At 75.2% G+C, this 24,003-nt stretch carries 21 protein-coding genes; 9 read left to right on the forward strand and 12 right to left on the reverse strand.

The window, feature by feature from the left end:
• Window positions 1–61: 61 nt before the first annotated feature.
• The 5 genes from IEY37_RS00775 to IEY37_RS00795 form a co-directional block, all read right to left on the reverse strand.
• On the reverse strand, window positions 62–760 hold the full coding sequence (locus tag IEY37_RS00775; RefSeq protein WP_188939616.1) for an EcsC family protein: 699 nt from the start codon (window positions 758–760) through the stop codon (window positions 62–64).
• A gap of 102 nt (window positions 761–862) precedes the next feature.
• Window positions 863–1,441 (reverse strand): SRPBCC family protein, encoded by a 579-nt coding sequence (locus tag IEY37_RS00780; protein ID WP_188939617.1) that lies wholly within the window; start codon window positions 1,439–1,441, stop codon window positions 863–865.
• Entirely contained in the window at window positions 1,438–1,830 is a 393-nt protein-coding gene (locus IEY37_RS00785; RefSeq protein ID WP_188939618.1) for an ArsR/SmtB family transcription factor, read from the reverse strand. Before IEY37_RS00785 ends, IEY37_RS00780 begins: the two co-directional genes overlap by 4 nt.
• A gap of 51 nt (window positions 1,831–1,881) precedes the next feature.
• Window positions 1,882–2,856 (reverse strand): electron transfer flavoprotein subunit alpha/FixB family protein, encoded by a 975-nt coding sequence (locus IEY37_RS00790; protein WP_188939619.1) that lies wholly within the window; start codon window positions 2,854–2,856, stop codon window positions 1,882–1,884.
• A gap of 27 nt (window positions 2,857–2,883) precedes the next feature.
• Window positions 2,884–3,663, reverse strand: a complete 780-nt coding sequence (locus tag IEY37_RS00795) for an electron transfer flavoprotein subunit beta/FixA family protein (RefSeq protein WP_188939620.1) — start codon at window positions 3,661–3,663, stop codon at window positions 2,884–2,886.
• Between the two features lie 172 nt (window positions 3,664–3,835).
• On the opposite strand from IEY37_RS00795, the gene IEY37_RS00800 reads away from it, so the two are divergent.
• Both IEY37_RS00800 and IEY37_RS00805 read left to right on the forward strand, forming a co-directional pair.
• On the forward strand, window positions 3,836–4,168 hold the full coding sequence (locus IEY37_RS00800) for a hypothetical protein (RefSeq protein ID WP_188939621.1): 333 nt from the start codon (window positions 3,836–3,838) through the stop codon (window positions 4,166–4,168).
• Between the two features lie 17 nt (window positions 4,169–4,185).
• Window positions 4,186–5,130 (forward strand): nucleoside hydrolase, encoded by a 945-nt coding sequence (locus tag IEY37_RS00805; RefSeq protein WP_188940107.1) that lies wholly within the window; start codon window positions 4,186–4,188, stop codon window positions 5,128–5,130.
• Window positions 5,131–5,269: 139 nt separating this feature from the next.
• On the opposite strand, the gene IEY37_RS00810 is transcribed toward IEY37_RS00805, so the two are convergent.
• Window positions 5,270–5,728: a nucleoside deaminase gene (locus tag IEY37_RS00810; protein WP_188939622.1), complete on the reverse strand. Its 459-nt coding sequence runs from the start codon at window positions 5,726–5,728 to the stop codon at window positions 5,270–5,272.
• 77 nt (window positions 5,729–5,805) lie between these two features.
• Between IEY37_RS00810 and IEY37_RS00815 the strand changes: the two genes are divergently transcribed.
• Window positions 5,806–6,864, forward strand: a complete 1,059-nt coding sequence (locus tag IEY37_RS00815) for an endonuclease/exonuclease/phosphatase family protein (protein WP_188939623.1) — start codon at window positions 5,806–5,808, stop codon at window positions 6,862–6,864.
• A gap of 142 nt (window positions 6,865–7,006) precedes the next feature.
• On the opposite strand, the gene IEY37_RS00820 is transcribed toward IEY37_RS00815, so the two are convergent.
• Entirely contained in the window at window positions 7,007–8,695 is a 1,689-nt protein-coding gene (locus IEY37_RS00820; RefSeq protein WP_188939624.1) for a phytoene desaturase family protein, read from the reverse strand.
• Between the two features lie 104 nt (window positions 8,696–8,799).
• Between IEY37_RS00820 and IEY37_RS00825 the strand changes: the two genes are divergently transcribed.
• The 6 genes from IEY37_RS00825 to IEY37_RS00850 all read left to right on the forward strand — a co-directional run bounded on the left by IEY37_RS00825 (window position 8,800) and on the right by IEY37_RS00850 (window position 19,942).
• The gene (locus IEY37_RS00825; protein WP_188939625.1) at window positions 8,800–9,360 is read left to right on the forward strand and encodes a DUF4190 domain-containing protein; all 561 of its coding nucleotides are present in this window, start codon (window positions 8,800–8,802) and stop codon (window positions 9,358–9,360) included.
• Window positions 9,361–9,452: 92 nt separating this feature from the next.
• Window positions 9,453–13,274, forward strand: a complete 3,822-nt coding sequence (locus IEY37_RS00830) for an ABC transporter ATP-binding protein (protein ID WP_188940108.1) — start codon at window positions 9,453–9,455, stop codon at window positions 13,272–13,274.
• A 23-nt stretch (window positions 13,275–13,297) separates the two neighbouring features.
• The gene (locus IEY37_RS00835) at window positions 13,298–14,608 is read left to right on the forward strand and encodes an acyl-CoA dehydrogenase family protein (RefSeq protein ID WP_188939626.1); all 1,311 of its coding nucleotides are present in this window, start codon (window positions 13,298–13,300) and stop codon (window positions 14,606–14,608) included.
• A gap of 286 nt (window positions 14,609–14,894) precedes the next feature.
• Entirely contained in the window at window positions 14,895–18,827 is a 3,933-nt protein-coding gene (locus tag IEY37_RS00840; protein ID WP_229673490.1) for a multifunctional oxoglutarate decarboxylase/oxoglutarate dehydrogenase thiamine pyrophosphate-binding subunit/dihydrolipoyllysine-residue succinyltransferase subunit, read from the forward strand.
• A 316-nt stretch (window positions 18,828–19,143) separates the two neighbouring features.
• Window positions 19,144–19,671, forward strand: a complete 528-nt coding sequence (locus tag IEY37_RS00845; RefSeq protein WP_188939627.1) for a hypothetical protein — start codon at window positions 19,144–19,146, stop codon at window positions 19,669–19,671.
• Window positions 19,658–19,942, forward strand: coding sequence for a hypothetical protein (locus tag IEY37_RS00850; RefSeq protein ID WP_188939628.1), 285 nt, complete (start codon window positions 19,658–19,660; stop codon window positions 19,940–19,942). The genes IEY37_RS00845 and IEY37_RS00850 overlap by 14 nt, the downstream gene beginning before the upstream one ends.
• A gap of 64 nt (window positions 19,943–20,006) precedes the next feature.
• Here the strand turns inward: IEY37_RS00850 and IEY37_RS00855 are convergent, their stop codons facing one another.
• The 5 genes from IEY37_RS00855 to hutI form a co-directional block, all read right to left on the reverse strand.
• Window positions 20,007–20,663: a maleylpyruvate isomerase family mycothiol-dependent enzyme gene (locus IEY37_RS00855; protein WP_188939629.1), complete on the reverse strand. Its 657-nt coding sequence runs from the start codon at window positions 20,661–20,663 to the stop codon at window positions 20,007–20,009.
• Window positions 20,660–21,112, reverse strand: coding sequence for an SRPBCC family protein (locus IEY37_RS00860; RefSeq protein ID WP_188939630.1), 453 nt, complete (start codon window positions 21,110–21,112; stop codon window positions 20,660–20,662). The genes IEY37_RS00855 and IEY37_RS00860 overlap by 4 nt, the downstream gene beginning before the upstream one ends.
• Window positions 21,109–21,474: an ArsR/SmtB family transcription factor gene (locus IEY37_RS00865; RefSeq protein WP_188940110.1), complete on the reverse strand. Its 366-nt coding sequence runs from the start codon at window positions 21,472–21,474 to the stop codon at window positions 21,109–21,111. The genes IEY37_RS00860 and IEY37_RS00865 overlap by 4 nt, the downstream gene beginning before the upstream one ends.
• Before the next feature lie 210 nt (window positions 21,475–21,684).
• A complete protein-coding gene (locus IEY37_RS00870) occupies window positions 21,685–22,719 on the reverse strand; it encodes a glycerate kinase (RefSeq protein WP_188939631.1) in 1,035 nt (344 codons plus the stop codon).
• 28 nt (window positions 22,720–22,747) lie between these two features.
• Window positions 22,748–23,908: an imidazolonepropionase gene (hutI, locus tag IEY37_RS00875; protein WP_188940111.1), complete on the reverse strand. Its 1,161-nt coding sequence runs from the start codon at window positions 23,906–23,908 to the stop codon at window positions 22,748–22,750.
• Window positions 23,909–24,003: the final 95 nt, after the last annotated feature.

Genomic DNA, 24,003 nt, shown 5'->3' on the forward strand with positions numbered 1-24,003 from the left:
CGGCGCGCCGACCGGCCCGGCGCCGCTCCCGGCAGCGCCCGGGCCGCGACCGGCGGTCGGGTCAGCGCAGCCCTTCGGAGATGGCCGGCTGGGCGGCGTCGACGATGTTGCGCGGCAGCGCGGCGGTGTCCCGGCCGATCCGCCGGGTGGCCATCGCGTCGCCGAACCCGCCGATCGCGCCGCCGAGCAGCGGGATGCGGCGGGCGACGAAGGTGGCCATCCGCTTCCCGCCGGCCGCAGCGATGAGCTGCCCGGTCACCGCCGTCGCGATGGCCTCCTTCAGCGCCGGGTCCTCCCGCGAGGAGAGCAGGTCGGTGGGGGTCAGCCGGCGGCCGACGTCCTTGCCGAGCGACTTGCGTGCGTCGTCGTCCAGCAGGCACATCAGGATGGCGTCGCGGACGGCCGGGCGCTGCAGGTTGTAGCCCAGCAGGTGCACCACCCCGGCCGCGAGGTGGCACTGGATCACCGCGACGGCCGCGATGTTGGCCGGCATGGTCACCGCCATGGTGAGCAGCCCGCCGATGTTCGTCGCGAAGCCCTGCGCGGCGGCGAGCCGGACGTGCTGGTCGATGAGGGCGTCGACGGCGGCGTCACGGACGCCGCCGGCGCGCATCAGGGCGGCGTCGGCGGACTCGGCCGCGCCGGGCAGCGGCCCGATCCCGTCGATCGCCCGCTCCAGGATCAGCCGGACGCCACGGCCGGTGATCTTCGGGGCCGCCCGTCTGGCCAGCTCGCCGCCGAGTGCGCCGGTGATGCCCATGCCCTGACCTCCGGGTGCGTGCGGATGTACGTCCCGGCCGGCGGAGGCCGACCCGGTCCCCCGGTTCCCGGCCGCCCGGACCCGCAACCGGGGGCGCCGAGCCTACTGGTCCGCCGCCGACCGTCCCGGCCGGCCACCGCCGGGAGTGCCGCCGGGACTGGTGACGGGAGTGCCGCCGCGACCGCCTGCGGCGCCGGCAGCGTCCGCCGCCGCGCGGTACCGCGGCAGCGCCGCGGCGAACTCGGTGTCCCAGTCCGCCGCCGATCCCGTCAGGTGGGCCGACAACCCCGCCAGGTGGGCGTGCCAGCCGGCGGCGTACCCGGCGGCCTGCATCGGCGGCAGCCCGCGGTGCTCGAGGTCGAGCACGCAGCCGTCGCCGTCCGGTCGCAGCACGACCGTCACCTCGCCCAGCGGCCCGTCGTCCAGCGTCCACCGGGTGACCAGGAGCTCGGGTGGCCGGCAGGTCACCACCTCGATGTCCTGCACCTGCCCGTCGGGCCAGTGCATGCGGACGGTCCCGCCCGGCCGCAGGTCGCCGGACACGGCGGTGTACCACCGGGCCAGCCGCTCCGGATCGGTCAGCGCCGACCACAGGTCGTCCGCCGTCGTGGCGAAACGGCGCCGGAACCGGGCCACCGTGCCGTCGTCACCGACCTCGACGAAGCCGTCGGGCACCCTCATGACGCTGCTCCTGTCGCGTTCCGGCCGTCCGCCGCACCGCGAGGCCCGGCGGACGCGTCCGCGGCCCGGCGGTCGCGCCGGCCCCGGGCCACCTCGGTCGCCAGCGCATCCAGCCGGGGCTCCCAGAACCGCCGGTAGGGCCGCAGCCAGTCGTCCACCTCGCGCAGGGTCTCGCCGCGCAGCCGGTACACCCGGCGGGTGCCGTCCGGTGTGACGTCGACGAAGCCGGCGTCGCGCAGCACGCGCAGCTGCCGGGACACCGCGGGTTGGGTGATGCCGAACTCGGCGACCACCGCCGCGGTCACCGTGCCGGCCGACGCCGGCCCGGCCGACAGCAGGTCCAGGACCCGGCGGCGCACCGGGTCGGCGAGGACGTCGAAGACGTGCACCGGACCGTTATAGGACCGCCGGCTTATATAAGCAAGGGCGACCGTCGGGGGCTATCCCCGGCGGGCCTTGAGGGCGGCCGCCAGCTGCGGCGCCACCGTGAACAGGTCGCCCACCACACCGAGGTCGGCGATCTCGTAGATCGGCGCGTCGGCGTCCTTGTTGACGGCGACGATCGTCTTCGAGGTCTGCATGCCGGCACGGTGCTGGATCGCTCCGGAGATGCCCAGGGCGATGTACAGCTGCGGCGACACGGTGGTGCCGGTCTGACCCACCTGGAACTGGTGCGGGTAGTAGCCGGAGTCGACCGCCGCGCGGGACGCGCCGACGGCCCCGCCCAGGACGTCCGCCAGCTCCTCGACGACGTGGAAGTTGTCGGCGCTGCCGACGCCGCGCCCGCCGCTGACCACGACCTTGGCCGCCCCCAGCTCGGGCCGGTCGCCGGCTTCCTCGGGCACGGTCTCCAGCACCCGCGGCGCGGTCGGGTCCGCGGCGACCTGCAGCGGCACCACGGCCGGCTCGGCGACCGGCGTCGCGGCCCCCTCGATGGCGTTGCCGCGGACGCTGACCACCGGGACGCCACGGGTGACCCGGTAGCGGGTCTGGTACGACCCACCCAGCACGGCCTGCGTGGTCACCACCTCGTCGCCCTCCAGCGCGACGCCCACCACGTCGGTGAGGACGCCGGAGTCCAGCCGCACCGCCAACCGGCCGGCGATCTCCCGGCCGTCGAAGGTGGCGGCGACGAGCACGGCGGCCGGCTCGCCCGCAGCGGTGACGGCCGCCTGCAGCGCGGAGACCTCGCCGGTGATCAACGTCGCGCCGGCCTCCGGTGTCTCGACGGCATAGACGGTCGCGGCGCCGAGCGCGCCGAGCTCGGCGGCGAGCGCCTGCGCCGTGCCGGGAGTGCCCACCACGACGGCGGCGGGCACGCCCAGCCGCGACGCCGCGGCCAGCAACTCACCGGTCACCCGGCGCACCGCGCCGTCGGCGTGCTCGGCCAGCACCAGCACCTGTCGGTCGTTCATCTGTCCGCTCCTGTCCTGGCCGGGATGTCAGACGAGCCGCTGCTCGACGAGGAAGTCGGCGATCGCCTGACCGCCCTGCCCGTCGTCGGTGATCTTGCGACCGCCGGACTTGGCGGGCCGCTCCGCGCCCTCCACGAGCTGCGTCGAGGCGTTGGCCAGCCCGACGCGCGCCGGGTCCAGGCCGAGATCGGCCACCGACAGCGTGGTCACCGGCTTCTTCTTCGCGGCCATGATGCCCTTGAAGTTGGGGTAGCGCGGCTCGCCGACCTTCTCGTTCACGGACACCACGGCGGGCAGCTGCGCGGTGACCTGGCTGGCGCCGCCCTCGACCACCCGCTCCGCGCGGAACGTGCCGCCGTCGACCTCGAGGGTGCGCACGGACGTCACGGCCGACAGCCCGAGCCGCTCGGCGATCATCCCGGGCATCGCCGCGGCACGGCCGTCGGTGGACTCGTTCCCCGTGACGACGAGGTCGACCTGCAGCGTGCGCAGGGCCGCGGCCAGCGCCTCGGAGGTCTGCAGCGCGTCCGACCCGGCGAGCGCGTCGTCGAGCACGTGCACCGCGCGGTGCGCGCCCATGGCCAGCGCCTTGCGCAGGGTCTCGGTCGCGCGCTCCGGCCCCATGGTGACGACGGTCACCTCCCCGCCGTGCTTCTCGGTGAGCTGCAACGCGATCTCGACGCCCTTGGAGTCGATCTCGTCGATGACCGCGTCGGCCGCCGCGCGGTCCAGGACGAGGTCCGGTCCGGTCAGCCTCCGGTCCGCGTACGTGTCCGGCACCTGCTTGACCAGCACAGCGATGTCCACCGTCTCGCACCTCTCTCGTCGGTCCGCCGCGCCGGCGGCCGGAGCCTCCCGGCACGCCGGGCATCCGGAGGCCCATCGTCCCACCGGCGACGGGCGCCCGGGACACGGCTAAGTTACTGGCCAGTAGCTTACCGGGCCCCGGCGCCCGCCGGGGCGGTGGCAGGCTGGGCCGGTGACATCGACGCCTTCCTCCCCGCGGCCAGGACCCGGACAGTCGGCCGCGCCCGGCCCGGCCGGCACCCCGACCACCGACGGCCGCCGGCTCGACCGCTCGCTGGAGCAGGCCAGGGCGGCTCGCGAGCTGGCCAGGATCCCGGTCTCCAGCCAGGTGGTGCTCCTCGCCGTCATGCTGGCGTTCTTCAGCGGCGCCCTGGACTTCACGTTCCAGGCCGCGTGGGAGTGGTGGCTGCTGCCGCTGGCCGCCCTGGTCGTCGCCGGGGTGCTCGTCCGGCAGCGGGTGAACCTGCGCCGCCGGCGCCTGGCCGAGCTGGCGAGGCCCTCGTGACCCCGATCCCGGTGATCATGGACGTGGACACCGGCATCGACGACGCACTGTCCCTGCTGTTCGCGGTCCGGCACCCGGACGTCGACCTGCGCGCCGTCACCTGCGTCACCGGCAACGCCCCGGTCGACCAGGTGGTCCGCAACACGCTGTACGTGCTGGACGCCGCAGGGGCACCGGCGGACCTGCCCGTCGGCCGCGGCGCACCGCACCCGTTGATCGTCGAGCCGGACCATGCGGCGCACGTGCACGGCCAGGACGGCCTCGGCGGCTTCTCCCGGCCCTCGGACCGGCGGGCCGGGACGGTGCCGGCGGTGGAGCTGCTCCGCCGGGAGCTGCTGGCCGCGCTGGGCAACGGCGAGCGGGTGACCCTGGTGCCCAGCGCCCCGCTGACCAACATCGCACTGCTGCTGCGGACCTTCCCCGAGGTCGCGCCGGCGATCGAGAAGATCCTCTTCATGGGCGGGTCGGCCGGCAGCGGCAACGCGACCGCGGCGGCCGAGTTCAACATCTGGCACGACCCGGAGGCCGCCGCGGTCACCCTCACCGCCGCGGGCGAGCTCGACATCCCGGTGACCATGTACGGGCTCGACGTCTTCAACGACGTCGTGGTGCACCGGGACGAGGCGGCCGCGCTGCGCGACTCGCTCGACCCGGCGGCCCAGCTCGCCGGGTCGCTGCTGCTGTTCTCCTGCGACACCTTCGGGACCGACCGGGCGACGATCGGCGACGCCGGCACGCTCTGCGCAGTGGTCGACCCGGACGGGCTCACCACCGCCACCTACCCGGTGCAGGTCGAGCTCGGGGCCGGCATCACCCGCGGCCAGACCCTGGTGGACCGGCGGACGTGGATCGGCGACCGGGACCACCACCAGGTCGCGACGCAGACCACCCCGGTCGACGTCGCGATGGGGGTCGACGCGCGCCGGTACGCCGACCTCTGGCTGTCCACGGTGGGCGGCTGATCCCGCCGGGACGGCAACCCGGGGAACGACCCAGCCCCGGCCGCCACCGCACCAGGGACCGGATCGGGACGGTCGACGCCGGCCGGCCCGGACGGCCGCGGCGGTGGCGGTGGTCGGTCGGACGGTCCTCGACGGCCGGTCAGCCCTCGACGCCGATGTCCTCGTTCCAGAGCGAGGGCTGCTCGGCGATGAAGTCGCGCATCAGGCCGGTGCAGCGGTCGTCGTCGAGGACGACGACCTCGACGCCGCGGCTGCGCAGCAGGTCCTCGCCGCCCAGGAAGGTCCGGTTCTCGCCGATGACCACCCGCGGGATCCTGTAGAGCAGGATCGCGCCGGTGCACATGTCGCACGGCGACAGGGTGGTGACCATGGTGGCCCTGGCGTAGACGGATGCCGGCAGCCGGCCGGCGTTCTCCAGGCAGTCGGTCTCGCCGTGCCGGATGGCACTGCCCAACTGCACCCGCTTGTTCCAGCCGGTGGCCAGCACCCGCCCGTCGACGGCCAGCACCGCCCCGATCGGGATCCCGCCCTCCGCACGACCCCGGCGGGCCGCCTCGACCGCCGCGGACAGGAGCTCGTCGTCGCCAGGTTGCGCCATGGTGAGCATGCTCGCATCCGGCCGCGGACCCGCGGGATCCGCGCTCCCACCGCAGGCGGCTCCGGCATGCTGGCCGGATGGCGGCGGACACCTCGGACCCGGCCGGGACCCTGGTCCTGCCGGCCCCGCCCCCTGCACCGCGGACGTCCCGCGCGGCGCGGATCGCGGCCTGGGTGCTGCTGGTGCCGGTGCTGGCGGTGGCCGCCGCGACGGTCGACCCGGCCGCGCTCGGGCTGTCCACGACGCCCGGCTTCCTGCACCTGGTCCCGTTCCGGCTGGCCGCCGGGATCGGCGCTCTCGCGGTCGGGCTGGTCTTCGCCGCTGCGCTGCTGCTGCCCCGGCCCACCCGACCGTGGATCCGGGCGACCGCCGCCGCGGTGATGGTCGCCGTCGGGCTGGCCCACGGCGGCATCGCCGTCTCCCGCGGCTGGTCCGGCGCCGACCTGCCGGGCCGGGCGGACGTCACGGTGGTCAGTTTCAACACCCTGCTGGGCGAGGCCGATCCCGCGGCCATCGCCGGTCTCGTCGCCGGCGCGGGCGGGCAGATGGTGGCGCTGCCGGAGACCACCAGGCGTCGGGCGCAGCAGGTGGTGGACCGGCTCGCCGCCGACAGCCTGCACTTCCAGCTGTTCACCGGCTCGGACGGGCCCGGCGCCGGCCAGACGACCAGCCTGCTCCTCCGGTCGGACCTGGGCGCCTACCGGCAGGTCGAGGCGCCGTTCATGCTGCTCGGCGCGGTCCGCGCGGTCCCGGTGTCCGGTCGGGGGCCGACCCTGGTCGCCGTCCACCCCGGGTCGCCGACCCCGGACATCGGCTACGACCACTGGGCGCAGTACGTCGCCACGGCCGTGGCGCAGTGCACGGGGACCTCGGACGCCGTGGTGGCGGGCGACTTCAACGCCACCGTGGACCATGCGCCGATGACCGACCTCGGCCGGTGCCGGGACGCGGCCACGGAGGCCGGACGGGGGGCCGAGGGGACCTGGCCGTCGACCGCGCCGGCGCCGTTCGCCGCGCCCATCGACCACGTGCTGGTGGACGGATCCCGCTTCCGGGTGCTCGGCACCCGGACCGTGCACATCCCGGGCAGCGACCACCGCGCGTTGATCGCCCGGCTGCAGGTCACCGGCGGCTGACCCGCGGCCCCGGACAGGTGCCGGCGGCCGCCGCGGGCGGCGACCGGACCGGCGCGGTCACCGCCGGTGGACGCGCGGACCCTCCGGGTCGCCCCGTCCGGCGCGGTGCGGACTCGATCCGTCGGACCCGGACGGGTCACGCTCAGCCGGGCAGCAGCCCGGCCGCACGCAGCGCGTCCACCGCGGCGAGCCCGCCGAGGCCGGACACCGCCCCGCCGCGCACCGACCCCGATCCGGCCTGCAGCACCCGACGGCAGCCGGCCACACCGACGCCGTACCGGCGGGCGGCCCTGGCCACCATGTCGTCCCCGCTGCCGTCGTCCCCGCTGCCGTCGTCCCCGCTGCCGCCGCTCCCGGTGCCCTCCGAGCTGTCGTCCGAGCTGCCGTCCGCGGTGCCGTCCGAGCCGCCGTCCTCGAGCCACGGCCACCGCAGGTCGCCGTGGAAGATGTGCCCGCCGGGCATCCGCAGGTCCCGCTCCAGGTCGACCGGAGTGGCGACGTCCAGGCACGGCCGACCGTCGAGGTCCACGGCCAGGCAGTCCGTCAACGGCTCCGCGAGGTGTCGCTGCAGCGAGGCCAGCGCGGCCGCCACGGCCCGCTCGCGCGCCGCTGCGGCCCGCTCCGGCGCAGACGGGTCGGCCGAATCCGCGGCGAACAGCCGGGCCGGCGTGTGCAGCCCGAACAGGGTGAGCGTGGCCGTCCCGTCCCCGGCGGAGGCCCCGAGCACCGACGGGTCGGTCAGCGAGTGGCAGTAGACCTCGGCCGGCAGCGGGTCGGGCAGCAGCCCGGCGGCCGACCGGCGGTAGGCGTCCTCCAGCTCCGCCCAGCCCTCGGACAGGTGCACCGTGCCGGCGAAGGCGATGGCCGGGTCGACGCCGGACCGCAGCCGGGGCAGGCGGCGGAGCAGCATGTTGATCTTCAGTTGCGCGCCCTCGGGATCGGCGGCCGGGCGGCCCAGCCACCGGTCGACCGCCGCGGGCGCGGCGGCGGCGAGCACGGCGTCGGCCGCCCGCCGGTCGCCGTCGGCGGTGTCGACCTCGACGCCGTCGTCCCCGTCGGCCAGAGCGGTCACCTCCGCGCCGGTGCGGATCCGCACCCCCAGCTCCGCGCAGCGGGCCAGCAGGGCGTCGGTGAGGGCCCCCATCCCGCCCACCGGGACGAGCCAGTCACCCGTGCCCCGGCCGGTCACGTGGTAGAGGAAGCAGCGGTTGGCCAGCAGCGACGGGTCGAGCAGCGACGTGTGCGTGCCGATCAGCGCGTCGGTGGCGACCACGCCGCGGACGGTGTCGTCGGCGAACCGGCGCAGGATCATCTCGCCGATCGGAGCCTCGACGACGTCGCCCCAGATCTGGTCGCCGCCGGCCGCCAGGACCTGCGACCGCACCTGCGACCGGCGGCGCAGCGGTCCGGTCAGCGCCGGGGCCACCGCGCGGGCCAGCACGCCGAGCTCGGCCGAGAGCTGCCGCCAGGCGGCGAACTCGGCGTCGGAACCGGTCAGCGCGCGGAACGAGGCGGCGGTCGCCGGGCCGGGGTCCCGCTCCACGAGCAGCCCGCCCGCGCCGACCGGGGTGTACGACGACACCGCCCGCCGCGCCAGCCGGAGGTCGATGCACAGCCGGTCGACGAGCTCGGTGGGGAACAGCGACACCAGGTAGGAGTACCGGGACAGCCGGGCCGGGTGGCCGGCGAACAGCTGCGCACCCTGGGTGGCTCCGCCGACGTGGTCCGCGGCCTCCAGGACCTCGACGTCGGCACCGGCCGATGCCGCGAGGACCGCGGCGACCAGCCCGTTGTGGCCACCGCCGGCGACGACGATCCGTGGGCGCTCCATCCCGTCCCCTCTCCGAGCGGGGCCCGTCCGGGCCGCCGGCCGCCTAGAGTCTGCGGGAGCGAGCCGCACACCGCCGACCGTCCCGGCCCGAGCGCAGGAGCGTCATGTCCCATCCCACCGACGACGCCACCGGCCGCCACGGCGGGTCACCGGGCGGCGTCCCGCTGCACAAGCCGGCACCCCCCACCCGTCCGCACGACGCGGCAGTGTTCGGCGGCCAGGGCGGGACGGCGGCCACCGGCGGCTACCCGGCCGAACCGGTGCCGTACCCGTCGGGTCCGGCGGTGTACCCGCCGACCGGGGCGCAGGCGTGGGGTGCCGCGCCCGCCGACCCCGGCTACGGCGTCCTGCACCCCGGCGGCCTCCCGGTGCCGCCCGGCTACGCCACCGGCTACCCCGGCCGTCCGATGCCCCGCAACGGCCTCGGCACCGCGGGCCTCGTGCTGGGCATCATCGGCGTCGTCTTCTTCTGGGCGTACCTCTTCGGCATCGCCCTGAACGTGCTGGCCATCATCTTCGGCGCCGTCGGGCTGGCGAAGGTGAACCGGCGGGAGGCCGACAACCGGGGCTCGGCCATGGCCGGGCTGGTGCTCGGCATCATCGGCATCGGCCTGTTCGTGCTCTTCCTGGCGATCGGCCTGTCCCTGATGGGCGCCTTCCGCTGAGGTCCGCCGTACCGGCCTGAACGGGGCAGGGCGGGACCGTCGGTGCCCGCGGTTACCGTGGCCCCGTGGCTGTCCTGTCCCCTCCCGGCACCGTGCGACCCCCGGCCGGTCACCGCGCCGCCCTCGACGCGCCGGGCGGCGACTGGCTGCGCCGGCTGTGGGGGTACTGCTGGCGGCACCGCACAGTGACCGTGCTTGCGGCCGCCGCCGCCCTCGGTGGGATCGGTCTGGGCGCCCTCACGCCGCTGCTGTCCAAGATGGCCGTCGACGACGCCACCGCCGGGCGGACGGACGCGCTGCCCTGGGTGATCGCCGCGCTGGTGGCGTTGGCGCTGATCCGCTTCGGCTCGTCCTTCCTGCGCCGCTGGGCCGGTGGCCGGCTGTCCCTGGACGTGCAGCACGACATGCGCCAGGACGTGTTCGCGGCGCTGTCCCGGCTCGACGGCGCCGGCCAGGACGCCATCCGCACCGGCCAGGTCGTCTCCCGCGCGTCGTCCGACCTGCAGATGGTCCAGGGCCTATTGGCCATGGTGCCGCTGTCCGGCGGCCAGCTGGTGCTGTTCGTGGCGTCGCTGGGGATCATGGTGTGGCTGTCGCCGCTGCTGACGCTGATGGCCCTGCTGGTGGTCCCGGCCGTGTGGCTGCTGACCCGGATGACCCGGATGGTGCTGTTCCCGGCCACCTGGGCCGCCCAGCAGTCGGCCGCCGAGGTCGCCGACATCGTCGAGGAGGACGTGACCGGCGTCCGGGTGGTCAAGGGCTTCGGCCAGGAACGGCGCGAGCTGGCCCGGCTGCGGGCCGGGTCGGCGCGGCTCTACCGGGACCGGCTGCGCGCCGTCCGGCTCACCGCCCGCATCTCCCCCGGCCTGGCCGCCGTCACCGGGCTCGGCCAGGTCGGCGTGCTCGCCCTGGGCGGGCTGCTGGCCGTCCGCGGCACCGTGAGCGTCGGGACCTTCCTGGCCTTCTCGCTGTACCTGGCGCAGCTGGTGGCCCCGACCCGGACGCTCTCGTTCCTGCTGATCCTGGGCCAGCAGGCGCGCGCGTCGGTCGACCGGGTGCTGGAGATCGTCGACTCCCGGGCCACCGTGACCGACCCGGCGGACCCCGCCCCGGTGCCGGACGGCCCGCTGCCGGTGCGGTTCGACGGCGTGCACTTCGGCTACACCCACGACGACCCGGTGCTGACCGGTTTCGACCTCGAGGTGCCGGCGGGACGCACGGTCGCCCTGGTCGGCGGCTCGGGCTCGGGCAAGTCGACGGTGTCGTTGCTGCTCCCCCGGTTCTACGACCCGCACGCCGGCCGGATCGACCTCGGCGGCACGGACATCCGCCGGCTCACCCTGTCCGACCTCCGCCGCACCGTCGGGGTGGTGTTCGAGGAGGCGTTCCTGTTCTCCGACAGCATCGCCGCGAACATCTCCTACGGCCGCCCGGACGCCACCCGGGAGCAGGTCGTGGAGGCGGCGCGGGCGGCGGAGGCGCTGGACTTCGTCGAGGCGCTGCCGCAGGGCTTCGACACCGTGATCGGCGAGCGCGGCCTGACGCTCTCGGGCGGCCAGCGCCAGCGGCTCGCCCTGGCCCGGGCCATGCTGACCGACCCGCGGGTGCTGCTGCTGGACGACGCCACCAGCGCGGTGGACCCGGTCACCGAGTCGGCGATCCACGCGACCCTGCACCGACTGACCGCCGACCGGACCACGATCCTGATCGCCCACCGTCGGTCCACCCTGGCGCTCGCGGACACCATCGCGGTGGTGGCGGACGGCGCCGTGGTCGACCACGGCACGCACGACGAGCTGGTCGCCCGCTGTGCCGCGTACCGCCGGCTGCTGGGCGGGGACGACCTCGACGAGGCCACGCCCGAGGTGGCCGACCTCCCCGCGGGCCGGCCCGGGTTCGACGGCACGACCCCGGAGCTGTGGCCGACCCCGACCGGGGACGACGCGGTGGTCGACCGGTCGCTGCGGGTGGCGGCGCGGTCGGCCGGTGCCGGAGCCGGCGGGCGCGGCGGCGGGGGTCGCGGCGGCCGCGGCATGGGCGGCATGGGCGGTGGCATGGGCGGGCCCGGTGGGATGCTGGGCGCGGTGCCGGCCACCCCGGAGCTGCTGGCCCGGGTCGCGGCGCTGCCGCCCGGCACCGACGACCCGCCGCCCGACCCGACCGCGGCGGACGACGCCCTGCACCGCCGGGACGACAGGTTCTCGCTGCGGGAGACCTTGCGCCCGTTCCGCGGGCTGCTGGTGCTGGCCCTCGTGCTGGTGGCGCTGGACGCCCTGGCCGGCGTGGCGCTGCCGGCGCTGATCCGCACCGGCGTGGACCAGGGGATCAGCCGCAGCGCGCTGTCCGCGGTGTGGGTCGCGTCCGCGCTGGCCCTGGCCGTGGTGGTCGGCGACTACCTGGTGCAGCGGTGGCAGCTGGTCGTCGCCGGGCGCGCCGGCGAGGGCGTGCTGTTCCAGCTGCGCACCCGGGAGTTCGCGCAGCTGCAGCGGCTGGGACTGGACTACTACGAGCGCGAGATGCCGGGCCGGATCATGACCCGGATGACCACGGACGTGGACGCCCTGTCCAGCTTCCTGCAGACCGGTCTGGTCACCGCGGTCGTGTCGCTGGCCACCTTCGTCGGCATCGCGATCGCCCTGCTGGTCATGGACGCCGGCCTGGCGCTGCTGGCCTTCTCCGTCCTGCCGCCGCTGCTGGTGGCCACCGTGGTGTTCCGCCGCTACTCCTCGCGCGCCTACGACGACGCCCGGGAGAAGGTCTCGGCGGTCAACGCCGACCTGCAGGAGAACGTCTCGGGCATGCGGATCACCCAGGCGCTGGGCCGGCAGCAGGCCAACGCCGCCGGCTTCGCCGCCCGCTCCGACGAGTACCGGCGCTCGCGGATGCGGGCCCAGACCGCCATCTCGCTGTACTTCCCGTTCGTCGCCCTGCTGTCCGAGCTGTCGGCGGCGCTCGTCCTGGGGGTCGGGGCGCACCGGGTGGCCGTCGGCGTGGTGACCGCCGGCACCCTGCTGGCGTTCGTGCTGTACCTGGACTCGTTCTTCACGCCGATCCAGCAGCTGTCGCAGGTCTTCGACGGCTACCAGCAGGCCGCGGTGGGCCTCCGCCGGATCGGCGAGCTGCTCGCCACGCCGACCTCCACGCCGCCCGCCCAGGACCCGGTCGCCGCCGGGCACCTGCGCGGCCGGATCGAGCTGGACCACGTCCGGTTCCGCTACACCACCGCGGACCCGGGAACGCCGGACGCCCTGCAGGACGTGAGCCTGGTCATCGAGCCCGGCGAGACCGTCGCGGTGGTGGGCTCCACCGGTGCGGGCAAGTCCACGCTGGTCAAGCTGATCGCGCGCTACTACGACGTGACGGACGGCGCCGTCCGGGTGGACGGCGTGGATGTGCGCCGCTTCGACCTCGCGTCGTACCGGTCGCGGCTGGGCGTGGTGCCCCAGGAGGCCCACCTGTTCGCCGGCACGGTCCGGGACAGCGTGGCCTACGCGCGGCCGGACGCCTCGGACGCCGAGGTCGAGGCGGCCGCCCGGGCCGTCGGGGCGCTCGGCGTCGTGGCCGGGTTGAGCGGCGGCTTCCGGCACGCCGTCGACGAGCGCGGCCGCAACCTGTCGGCCGGCCAGCGGCAGCTGCTCTCGCTGGCCAGGGCGGAGCTGGCCGATCCGGACGTGCTGTTGCTCGACGAGGCCACCGCCGCGCTGGACCCGGCCGCCGAGGCCGCCGTGCTGGCGGCCACCGACCGGCTCGCCCGCGGGCGGACCACGCTGGTGGTCGCGCACCGGCTCACCACGGCCAGCCGCGCGGACCGCATCGTCGTCATGGACCACGGCCGGATCGTCGAGGTCGGCACCCACGACGAGCTCCTGGCCGCGGGCGGGGCCTATGCCCGGCTCTACGCCCGGGCCGCGTGACCAGCCCGGTCGTAGCCTGAGCCATGCCCGCCACCTCCCACCCGGCTCCCCCGCCGGACCTGCTGGCCACCGACCGACTGCTGTCCGTCGAGGAGCGCGAGATCCGCGCCACCACCCGGGCGCTGGTCGACGAGCTGGTGCGCCCGCACATCGCCGGCTGGTGGGACGACGGCGAGCTGCCGGCGCGCGAGCTGGCCAAGCGGTTCGGAAAGGCCGGGCTGCTGGGCATGCACCTGTCCGGGTACGGCTGCGCCGGCGCCTCCGCGACCGCCTACGGGCTGGCCTGCCTGGAGCTGGAGGCCGGCGACTCCGGCATCCGGTCGCTGGTGTCGGTGCAGGGCTCGCTGGTCATGTACCCGATCTGGCGGTACGGCAGCGACGAGCAGAAGGACCGCTGGCTGCCGGGCCTGGCCGCCGGCAACCTCCTCGGCTGCTTCGGCCTCACCGAACCGGACTCCGGGTCCGACCCGGGATCCATGCGCACCACGGCGGTCCCCGACGGCGACGGCTACCGGCTGGACGGCGTCAAGCTCTGGATCACCAACGGGACCCTGGCCGACGTCGCCGTCGTCTGGGCACGCCTGGACGACGCGGCACCGGTGGCCGCGGCGGACGGTCCCGCGCGCACCGGTCGGCCCGCCGCCGGCACGGACGGCACCGCCGGCACGGACGGCACGGACGGCACGGACGGCCCGACCGGCCGGGCACGCCGCCGCGGCACGGTGCGCGGGTTCCTGGTGCCGACGGACACGCCCGGCTTCTCGGCGCGGGAGGTCACCGGCAAGCTGTCCCTGCGGGCGTCGGCCACCGCGGAGATCGTCCTCGACGGGGTGCGGCTGCCGGCCTCGGCGCTGCTGCCCGGGGCGTCCGGCCTGGGGGCGCCGCTGTCCTGCCTCAACCAGGCGCGGACCGGTATCGCCTTCGGCGCCCTCGGCGCGGCCCGGGACTGTTTGGGGACGGCGCTGGACTACGCGGCCACCCGCACCCAGTTCGGCCGCCCGCTGGCCGGCTTCCAGCTGACCCAGGCCAAGTTCGCCGACATGGCCACCGCCTGGACCTCCGCCTACCTGATGGCCCTGCACCTGGCGCGCAGCGCCGACGAGCACACCGCCGCGCCGGCCGCCGTGTCGATGGCCAAGCTGCACTCCAGCCGGACCGCGCTGGAGATCGCGCGGACCTGCCGCACGGTGCTCGGCGCCAACGGCATCACCTCCGACTACCCGGTCATGCGACACGCCGCCAACCTGGAGACCGTGCTGACCTACGAGGGCACGGCCGAGGTCCACCAGCTGTCGATCGGTCGGGCGCTGACCGGGCTGGACGCCTTCTCCTGAGCCCGGCGCCGACCGGGCGGCTCGCAAGCACCCCGGTCGGCGCCGGCGACCCGCGTCGAGCGTCCGACAGTCCGGGCATCTCGGGCGGCCACCGGTGCCGGATCGCGACGGACCCGCGCGGGTCACGCGTGCGCCCGCCCCTCCGGCCTGCAGGCGGACTACCCTGGACGGGTCAGCGGGTCGATCCGTGCCGGACGCAGGACGTCGGGGCGGCGTGGGTCCCCGGGACCGGGGCGCGCAGGGCGCCCGTGTCGCCGTGGAGATAGACGAGAAGGTGGAAACGACAGTGTCGTCTGCCACATCGGTGCCGTCGGCGCCGGAGTTCGGGCCCAACGACTGGTTCGTCGAGGAGAAGTACCAGCAGTTCCTCTCCGATCCGGACAGCGTCGAGCCGATCTGGCGGGACTTCTTCACAGATCCGGTCGCCGAGCACCGTAAGGGCACGCAGGCCGCGGAACCCGAGGCACCGCCGGCGGCCAGTGCCCCGGCCGGCGCCGCTCCGGCCGCCGGCTCGAACGGCGCGGCGGCGGCCAACGGCGTGGCCCCAGCCACCGGCACCACGGCGGGCAACGGCTCGCCCTCAGCCGCGGGCACCCCGGCCCCGGCCCGCCCGGCCGGCTCGGTCCCGCCGCCCCCTCCCCCGCCCGTCCGGTCCGGTCCTCCCGCGAACGGCTCTGCGGCGCCTGCCTCGGCCTCGGCTGCACCAGCCCCGGCCGCCGCTGCACCTGCCCCGGCGGCACCCGCGCCTGCCGCGGCACCGGCCCGGCCCGCGCCCGCGCCCGCCGGTCGGACGCACTCCATCTCGGCGACACCGGACGACGTGGCCGCGCGCAAGGCCGAGAAGGCCGCCACCGCCGCCCGCGCGTTGCCGCAGGAGACCTCGGCACCGCTGCGCGGCGCCGCCGCGATGGTCGTGAAGAACATGACGGCGTCGCTGGAGATCCCGACGGCCACGTCGGTGCGCGCGGTGCCGGCCAAGCTGATCGCCGACAACCGGATCGTGATCAACAACTTCCTGCGCCGCAACCGCGGCGGGAAGGTGTCGTTCACCCACCTCATCGGCTACGCCATCGTCCGCGCGCTGGCCGACTACCCGAACATGAACCGGCACTACGCCGAGGTCGACGGCAAGCCGCAGGTGGTCACCCCGGCGCACGTCAACCTGGGGCTGGCCATCGACCTGCCCGGCCGGAACGGGCAGCGGTCGCTGGTCGTCGTGCCGATCCGCGAGTGCGAGAACATGTCGTTCACGCAGTTCTGGAACGGTTACGAGTCCGTCGTCCGCAAGGCCAGGGCCAACCAGCTGACCGCCGAGGACTACGCCGGCGCGTCGATCTCGCTCACCAACCCAGGCGGCATCGGCACCGTGCACTCGGTGCCGCGGCTGATGGCCGGCCAGGGCACCATCGTCGGCGTCGGGGCCATGGAGTACCCGGCCGCGTTCCAGGGGGCGTCCGAGCAGACGCTGTCCGAGCTCGGCGTCTCCAAGATCATGACGCTGACGTCGACCTACGACCACCGGATCATCCAGGGCGCGGAGAGCGGCGAGTTCCTGCGCCGCATCCACCAGCTGCTGCTGGGCGAGGACGGGTTCTACGACGACGTCTTCACCTCGCTGCGGCTGCCGTACGAGCCGGTGCGCTGGGTGCAGGACCTCGGCGGCCGGGCCGTCGGCATCGACCGCACCGCCCGCGTCCTGGAGATGATCGACGCGTACCGCACGCGCGGCCACCTGATGGCGGACACCGACCCGCTGAACTACCGCCAGCGGCGCCATCCCGACCTGGACGTGCTCTCCCACGGGCTCACCCTGTGGGACCTGGACCGGGAGTTCCCGGTCGGCGGGTTCAACGGCCGGCAGTCGATGAAGCTGCGCGACGTGCTGGGCGTGCTGCGCGACTCGTACTGCCGGACGGTCGGCATCGAGTACATGCACATCATGGATCCGGTGCAGCGCAAGTGGATCCAGGACCGCGTCGAAGTGCCGCACGACAAGCCGTCGCTGGAGGAGCAGAAGTACATCCTCGGCCGGCTGAACGCGGCGGAGGCCTTCGAGACCTTCCTGCAGACCAAGTACATCGGCCAGAAGCGGTTCTCGCTGGAGGGCGGCGAGACCGTCATCGCGCTGCTGGACGCCGCGCTGGGCAAGGCCACCGAGTACGGCCTCGACGAGGTCGTCATCGGCATGGCGCACCGTGGCCGGCTGAACGTGCTGGCCAACATCGTCGGCAAGCCCTACCAGCAGATCTTCCGGGAGTTCGAGGGCAACCTGGACCCCAAGCAGGCGCACGGGTCCGGCGACGTCAAGTACCACCTGGGCGCCGAGGGCAAGTACGTGCGGCCGTTCGAGCCGGGCGGTGACGTGCAGGTGTCGCTGGTGGCCAACCCGTCGCACCTCGAGGTCGTCGACCCGGTGCTGGAGGGCGTCGCCCGCGCCAAGCAGGACCTCATCGACCGCGGCGACGGCGGCTTCACCGTCATGCCGGTGGCCATCCACGGCGATGCGGCCTTCGCCGGCCAGGGCGTCGTGGCGGAGACCCTGAACCTGTCGCTGCTGCGCGGGTACCGCACCGGCGGCACCCTGCACGTGATCATCAACAACCAGGTCGGGTTCACCACGGCCCCGGAGGCGTCGCGGTCCAGCGAGTACTGCACCGACGTCGCCAAGATGATCCAGGCGCCGATCTTCCACGTGAACGGCGACGACCCGGAGGCGGCCGTCTGGGTCGCCCAGCTGGCCGTCGAGTACCGCCAGGCGTTCGGCAAGGACGTCGTCATCGACATGGTCTGCTACCGCCGCCGCGGCCACAACGAGGGCGACGACCCGTCGATGACGAACCCGTTGATGTACCAGGTGATCGACGGCAAGCGCTCGGTCCGGCGGATCTACACCGAGGCCCTGATCGGCCGCGGCGACCTGTCGCCGGAGGACGCCGAGGAGGCGTTGAAGGACTACCACACGCAGCTCGAGCGGGTCTTCAACGAGGTCAAGGAGCTGGAGCGGGGAGTCGCCGCGCCGTCGCCGACGATCGAGGCGGAGCAGCCGATCCCGCCGCGGGTGGAGACCAACATCTCGCTGGAGACGCTGCACCGCATCGGTGACGCGCAGCTCGACCTGCCCGAGGGCTTCACCCCGCACCCGCGGGTCCGCACCGTCATGGAGCGGCGCGTGGAGATGTCCCGAAGCGGCAACATCGACTGGGCGTTCGGCGAGCTGCTGGCCTTCGGTTCGATCGCCATGGAGGGCCACCGGGTCCGGCTGTCCGGTCAGGACTCCCGGCGCGGTACCTTCGTGCAGCGGCACGCCGCCCTCATCGACAAGGTGACGGGCGCCGAGTACGTCCCGCTGCAGCACCTGTCGCCGGGACAGGACAAGTTCCTGGCCTACGACTCGGCGCTGACTGAGTACGCCGCGCTCGGTTTCGAGTACGGCTACTCCGTCGCCAACCGCGACGCCCTGGTGCTGTGGGAGGCGCAGTTCGGCGACTTCGTCAACGGCGCCCAGTCGGTGATCGACGAGTACCTGTCCTCCGGCGAGGCCAAGTGGGGCCAGCAGAGCGGCGTCGTGCTGCTGCTGCCGCACGGCCACGAGGGTCAGGGACCGGACCACACCTCGGGCCGCATCGAGCGTTTCCTGCAGCTGTGCGCCGAGGGCTCGATGACCGTGGCGGTCCCGTCGACCCCGGCCAACTACTTCCACCTGCTGCGCCGGCACGTGCTCGACGGCGTGCACCGGCCGATGGTGGTGTTCACGCCCAAATCCATGCTGCGCAACCGGGCCGCGGTGTCGGCGGTGGAGGACTTCACCACCGGCAAGTTCGAGTCCGTGATCGGCGACCCGACGGTGGACCCGGCGGCCATCCGCCGGGTGCTGCTGACCTCCGGCAAGCTCTACTACGAGCTGGCCGAGTACCGACGGTCGCGGGGCATCACCGACACGGCCATCGTGCGGCTGGAGCAGATCTACCCGGTGCCGCGCCGCAAGCTGTTGCACGTGCTGGAGTCGTTCCCGCAGGTGACGGACTTCCGCTGGGTGCAGGAGGAGCCGGCCAACCAGGGGTCCTGGACCTTTCTGGCGCTCGCGCTGCCGGAGATGGTGCCGCCGCTGCGCGGCCTGCGCCGGGTGTCCCGCCGGGCCATGGCGGCGCCGTCCGCCGGTTCGGCGCGGGTGCACGAGGTGGAGCAGGCGGCCGTCGTCGCCGCGGCGTTCGCCGACTGATCCGCCGGTACCGGTCTCGACGGCCGCACCCCGTTCGGGTGCGGCCGTCGTCGTCGGTGGAGCCGGTTTGTCGCCCGGCCGGCCCGTGGTCCCCGAAGGGCTGGTCCGGGCCCCGCGATCTTGCGCACGGCGAAGGACCCGTGCACGATCTGTCCGGATCGACGCGCGGTCGGCCGGGACGGGGGACGCGGTGACCAGCCCAGACGGCGCCGGCGGCAGCCTGCGTGCAGGGTCACGCGCCGCGCTCCCGGTCGACCGCTCGGGGATGCCGGCCGACCGGACCGCACCGCCGCCGGCCGCACCGACGGAGTGGGAGGTGCCGGACACCGTCCGGGGACGACGGCCGCCCGACATCGGGCGGACCCTTCTCACGTCGGTTCCGGCCTTCGCACTCCTGATCGGCTTCGCCGTGCTGCACCACGCCTTCTCGCTGTTGATCATGTGGGCCCTGATGTTCGCCGTCCTGGTGCTGCCACGCCTGCGTCCGGTGACCGTCGTGGACCAGCAGGGGGTGTACCGGCCCTGGCGCTGGCGTCGCCGGGTGGGCTGGGAGCAGGTGGACTACGTCGCGCCGCCGGCGCCCGGCGTGGCGTCCCCGCGGCTGGTGCTGCGCAACGACAGCACCGTCCCGCTCGACGACATCCCGCCGGACGTCGCCTGGCAGGTCGCGGCGATCGGCGGCAAGCCGTACCACCCGCACCGCGTCCCGATGCCGGCTGCGCCGCGGTCGAATCGCCCGGCGACCGACGAGCAGCGCGCCGAGGACGTGCGCCGGCGCGCTGCCCGGCTGTCCGACGGGTGGGCCGACCTCGAGCGCCGGAACGAGCGCCGTGGCCGCGGCTGAGCTCGTGCCCGACCCCCGCAGCTCGGAGTGGGCGGCCGGAGGGCACGGCACCCTGGACCACGTGACCGGCGCCGTCGCCGTCGTCCTGGTACTCGCCCTGGTGGTGGGCCTGGTGCTCTACCTGTCGCGGTGGCGCCGGGTGCGCGGCGCCACCAGCCGGTACGACGCCGCCCGCCGGGCGTTCGGCGAGCGCGGCGCCCGGGGCATCGTGCTGGGGTCGTTCGCCGTCGCTGCGGTCTTCCTCGTCCTCGCGGTACTGCACTGGGTGTGACCGGCACGCGGGTCGCCGACCGGGTACCCGGGCACGTCCGCCTGCGGGTCCGGACCGCTGGACCCTAGTCGCGCCGCAACCGCGGCAGCCGCTGCACGCCCGGCCCGTGCACCCGGTCGGCCGCGATCGAGCGGCCGGCCAGGGCGGGCACCAGGTCGGCCGCGTTGCCGGCGAGCAGCTCGCCGGCGCCGGTCGACCACCCGACGTCCCGGGCCTCGACGCGGACCCCGGACAGGTCCAGCCCGAAGTGCCGCAACGAGCGCTGCCCGGCGAGCTGGTCGAGCACGACCACCCACGCCGGCGCCTCGATCTCGAGCCGGAGTCCCAGCAGATCGGTGACGTCCAGCGCGTGCACCGTGTCGTGGGTCAGCGCACCGGGCGCGCCGCCGCCCGGCGGCCGCCACGGATGGTCCGCGTTGTCCCGGACGGCCGCCACCAGCTGCGCCGGGGACAGCCGGCTGCCGTCCCGGCGCGCCACCCGGTCGGCCATCCGGTGGAAGCCGCCGGCCAGCACCATCTCGGCCAGCACCCGGGGCCCGCGGTAGCGGAACGGCATGGTCAGGTGCGCGACGACGTCCCGGACCCGCCACCCGTCGCACAGGCTCGGCGCGTCCCAGCGGTCCGGGGCCAGCGACTCCAGCACGTCCGCCAGACGCCGGCGACCCTGCGCGAGCAGGACGGCGAGAGCTGCGTCGTCGGTCGGCACGGCCGGCGCGTTCATCGCCGCACCGCCAGCTCTGCGACGTACCGGGCGCAGCGGTCGAGGCTGGTGGCCATGCCGGCTCGCGCCTGGGGCGTGCGGGCCGGCTCGGGAACGTCCGTCTGGCGCACGACGACGCGGGTACGACCGTCCCCGAGGTCCACGAACGACAGGGCGGTGGTCATGCCGCTGCCCGGCTCTGTCCACACCAGCCGCCGCGGCCGGTCGACCTCGACGTAGACGGCCGCCGTCGGGTACTCCGCGCCGTCCGAGTCGTTGACCATGACGGTGCGGAACTCGCCCCCGGGCCGCAGGTCCACCGTCATCCGGTCGGCGGGGGCGTGCGTGCCGACCGGACCCCAGAAGTGGCTCAGGTGTTCGGGGTTGGTCAGGCACTCGAAGACCAGCTCCGGCGGCGCCTCGTACAGGCGCTCCAGGACCAGCTCGTCGGGGGCGGTGGTGTCGGTCATCGGTCGTCCTGTCCGTCGTGGTCCGGGTCGACCGGCCGGTCGGCCCGCAGGGTCTGCAGGTGGCGCTCGAGCCCGTCCAGCCGGTCGGTCCAGATCCGGCGGTACCGGGTGATCCAGTCGGTGGCGGCGTCCAGCGGGGCGGGTTCGAGCCGGCACGGCCGGTACTGCGCCGTCCGCGAGCGGCTGATCAGCCCGGCCCGCTCGAGCACCTTCAGGTGCTTGGAGACCGCCTGGCCGGTCATCTCGAACGGCGCCGCCAGCTCGTTGACGGTGGCCTCGCCACCGGCCAGCCGGGCAAGGATGGCGCGCCGGGTCGGATCCGCCAGGGCGGCGAACGTCAGGCTCAGCTCGTCCTCCGCCAGTACGGCCGTCGTCATCCGTCCTCCAACCGCACAGTTGTCCAACTACTTGGTTGGATACTGCCGCAGCGGCGACGACGACGCAAGGCCGCTCTCCCGCACCAGCCCCGCGATCACCCGTGCGCAGCCGTGCCGGCGCCGCAGGGCGACGAAGGACCGCGAGATGCGGGGTTCCCCACCGCGGCCGCGGCGCCGCCCGCCGGTTCCCGGGGCTCAGCCCGCGCGGGCGTCCAACCACTCGCCGAGAACCGTGCGGACGGAGCCCGTGGCATCCGACAGCGCGCGCTCGCGCCCGACCCTTTCGGTCAGCGAGAGCACGGTCACCCCCGGCGGGCGGACACCGCGTGCCGCGGCGCCCACCACGGCGACCACCTCGATGCCACGGGCGGCGGCCCGCCGGGCGACCCCGCCGACGACCTTGCCGGCCAGCGAGGTGGCGTCCAACCGACCCTCCCCGGTGACCACCAGGTCGGGACCCTCGTCCAGGGCTGCGTCGAGCCCGGACTCCACCGCCAACAGGTCGTGCCCGGGGACCAGGCGCGCCCCGAGGACGGCCAGCCCGCCACCGAGCCCGCCGGCCGCGCCGGATCCCCGCACCAGCTGCGGGTCCAGGCCGTACCGCGCCAGGTACCGCTGCCGCTGTGCCCGCAGCCGCTCGGTGAGCCGGCGCACCGCCTCCGGGTCGGCGCCCTTCTGCGGCCCGAACACCCGCGCGGCGTCGGTGAACCGGGTGTCGACGTCGCAGCACACCAGCACCTCTGCGGCGGCCAGCGCGCCGGCCATGCCCTGCTCCTCCAGCGCCGCCACGGCTCCGGCGCCCCCGTCGGTGGTGGCGGACCCGCCGAGCCCGACGAGGATGCGGGTGGCTCCGGCCCGCAGCGCCGCGGCCAGCAGCTCCCCCACGCCGCGGGTCGTCGCCTGTTCGGGGCGGTTCCCGGCGGCCCCGCCGGCCAGCGCCAGGCCGCAGGCCGCCGACGTCTCCACCACCGCGCGGCCGCCGGGATCCAGCCGCCACGCCGCGGTCACCGGGACGCCGAGCGGGCCGGTGACGTCGGTGGTCCGGTCGGCACCGCCGAAGACGTCGAGCATCCCCTCGCCGCCGTCGCTCTGCGGGACCGAGCGCACCGTCCCGCCACGCGCGAGGACCACCTCGGCGACGGCGGCGCAGATCTCACCCGCGGTCGCGGTGCCGCGGAACTTGTCCGGCGCGACCACCACCCGCAACGAGCGCCCCGCCGGTCCAGGCACGTCCGCCGACGGCCCGGGCGGGCGGGGGTCAGACGACACGGGCCCCACGACGCCAGACGGCACGGGTCAACGGCATCCCGACCCGGTAGGCCAGGTACTCGTAGGACGGCGCGTCGAGCACGTGCAGGTCGGCCCGCGCGCCCGGCGCCAGGAACCCGACGTCGGGCAGCCGGAGCGCCGCCGCCCCGCCGGTGGTCGCCGCCTGGACGGCCTCCTCGGCGGTCAGCCCGCACTGCAGCACGCCCAACGCCACCACCAGGTTCATCGACGACGTGTACGACGAGCCGGGATTGCAGTTGGACGCCAGGGCGATCCGGGCGCCGGCGTCCACCAGCAACCGGCCCGGGGCCGGTGGCTGGCGGGTCGAGAGGTCGCACGCCGGCAGCAGTGTCGCCACCGTCGTCGAACCGGCGAGGGCGTCGACGTCCCGGTCGGACAGATAGGTGCAGTGGTCCACCGAGACGGCGCCGTGCTCGACGGCGAGCCGGACTCCCTCGCCCTCACGGAGCTGGTTGCCGTGCACCTTGAGCCCGAGGCCGGCACGCTGCCCGGCGGCCAGCACCCGCCGGGTCTGCGCCCCGTCGAAGGCGCCGTCCTCGCAGAACACGTCCAGGAACTGCACGTAGCGCGCGACGGCCTGCAGCATCGGCCCGCAGACCAGGTCCAGATAGCCCTGCGGGTCGCCGTCGAACTCCGGCGGGACGACGTGGGCACCCAGGAAGGTCACCACGTCGACGCCCGACTCCGCTGCCACCGCCGCCGATGTCGTCTCGTCGGGGACGGTCAGGCCGTAGCCGGTCTTGGTCTCGATGGTGGTGGTGCCGCCCCGCACCATCTCGTCCACCCGCAGCCGGGCCAGCCGCAGCAGCTCGGTCCGTTCGACGCCCCGGGTGGCGGCGACGGTGGTGCCGATGCCGCCCGCCTCGTAGGGCCGCCCCGCCATCCGGGCGGTGAACTCGGCCGCGCGGTCACCGGCGAACACCAGGTGGCTGTGCGAGTCGACCCAGCCGGGCAGCACCGCGCGTTGCCCGAGGTCCAGCGCCCGGTCGGCCGCGGGCGCGGACACCCGGGGTCCGACCCAGACGACGCGGTCGCCGTCGAGCACCACGGCAGCGTCCCCGATGAGACCCAACGGGCCCTCACCGACGGCGGGGTCGTTCGTCACCAGCTGCGAGATGCCCTGCAGCAGCGTCGTCCCGGCCTGGTCCGGAGCCGTGCCGCTCTCGGCCGGGCCGTGCGTGTGCGGGTCGGCGGGAACGACCTGGGGACCGGGTTGCGGCGGGG

This window comes from Nakamurella endophytica (genome assembly GCF_014646215.1).
Lineage (GTDB): Bacteria > Actinomycetota > Actinomycetes > Mycobacteriales > Nakamurellaceae > Nakamurella > Nakamurella endophytica.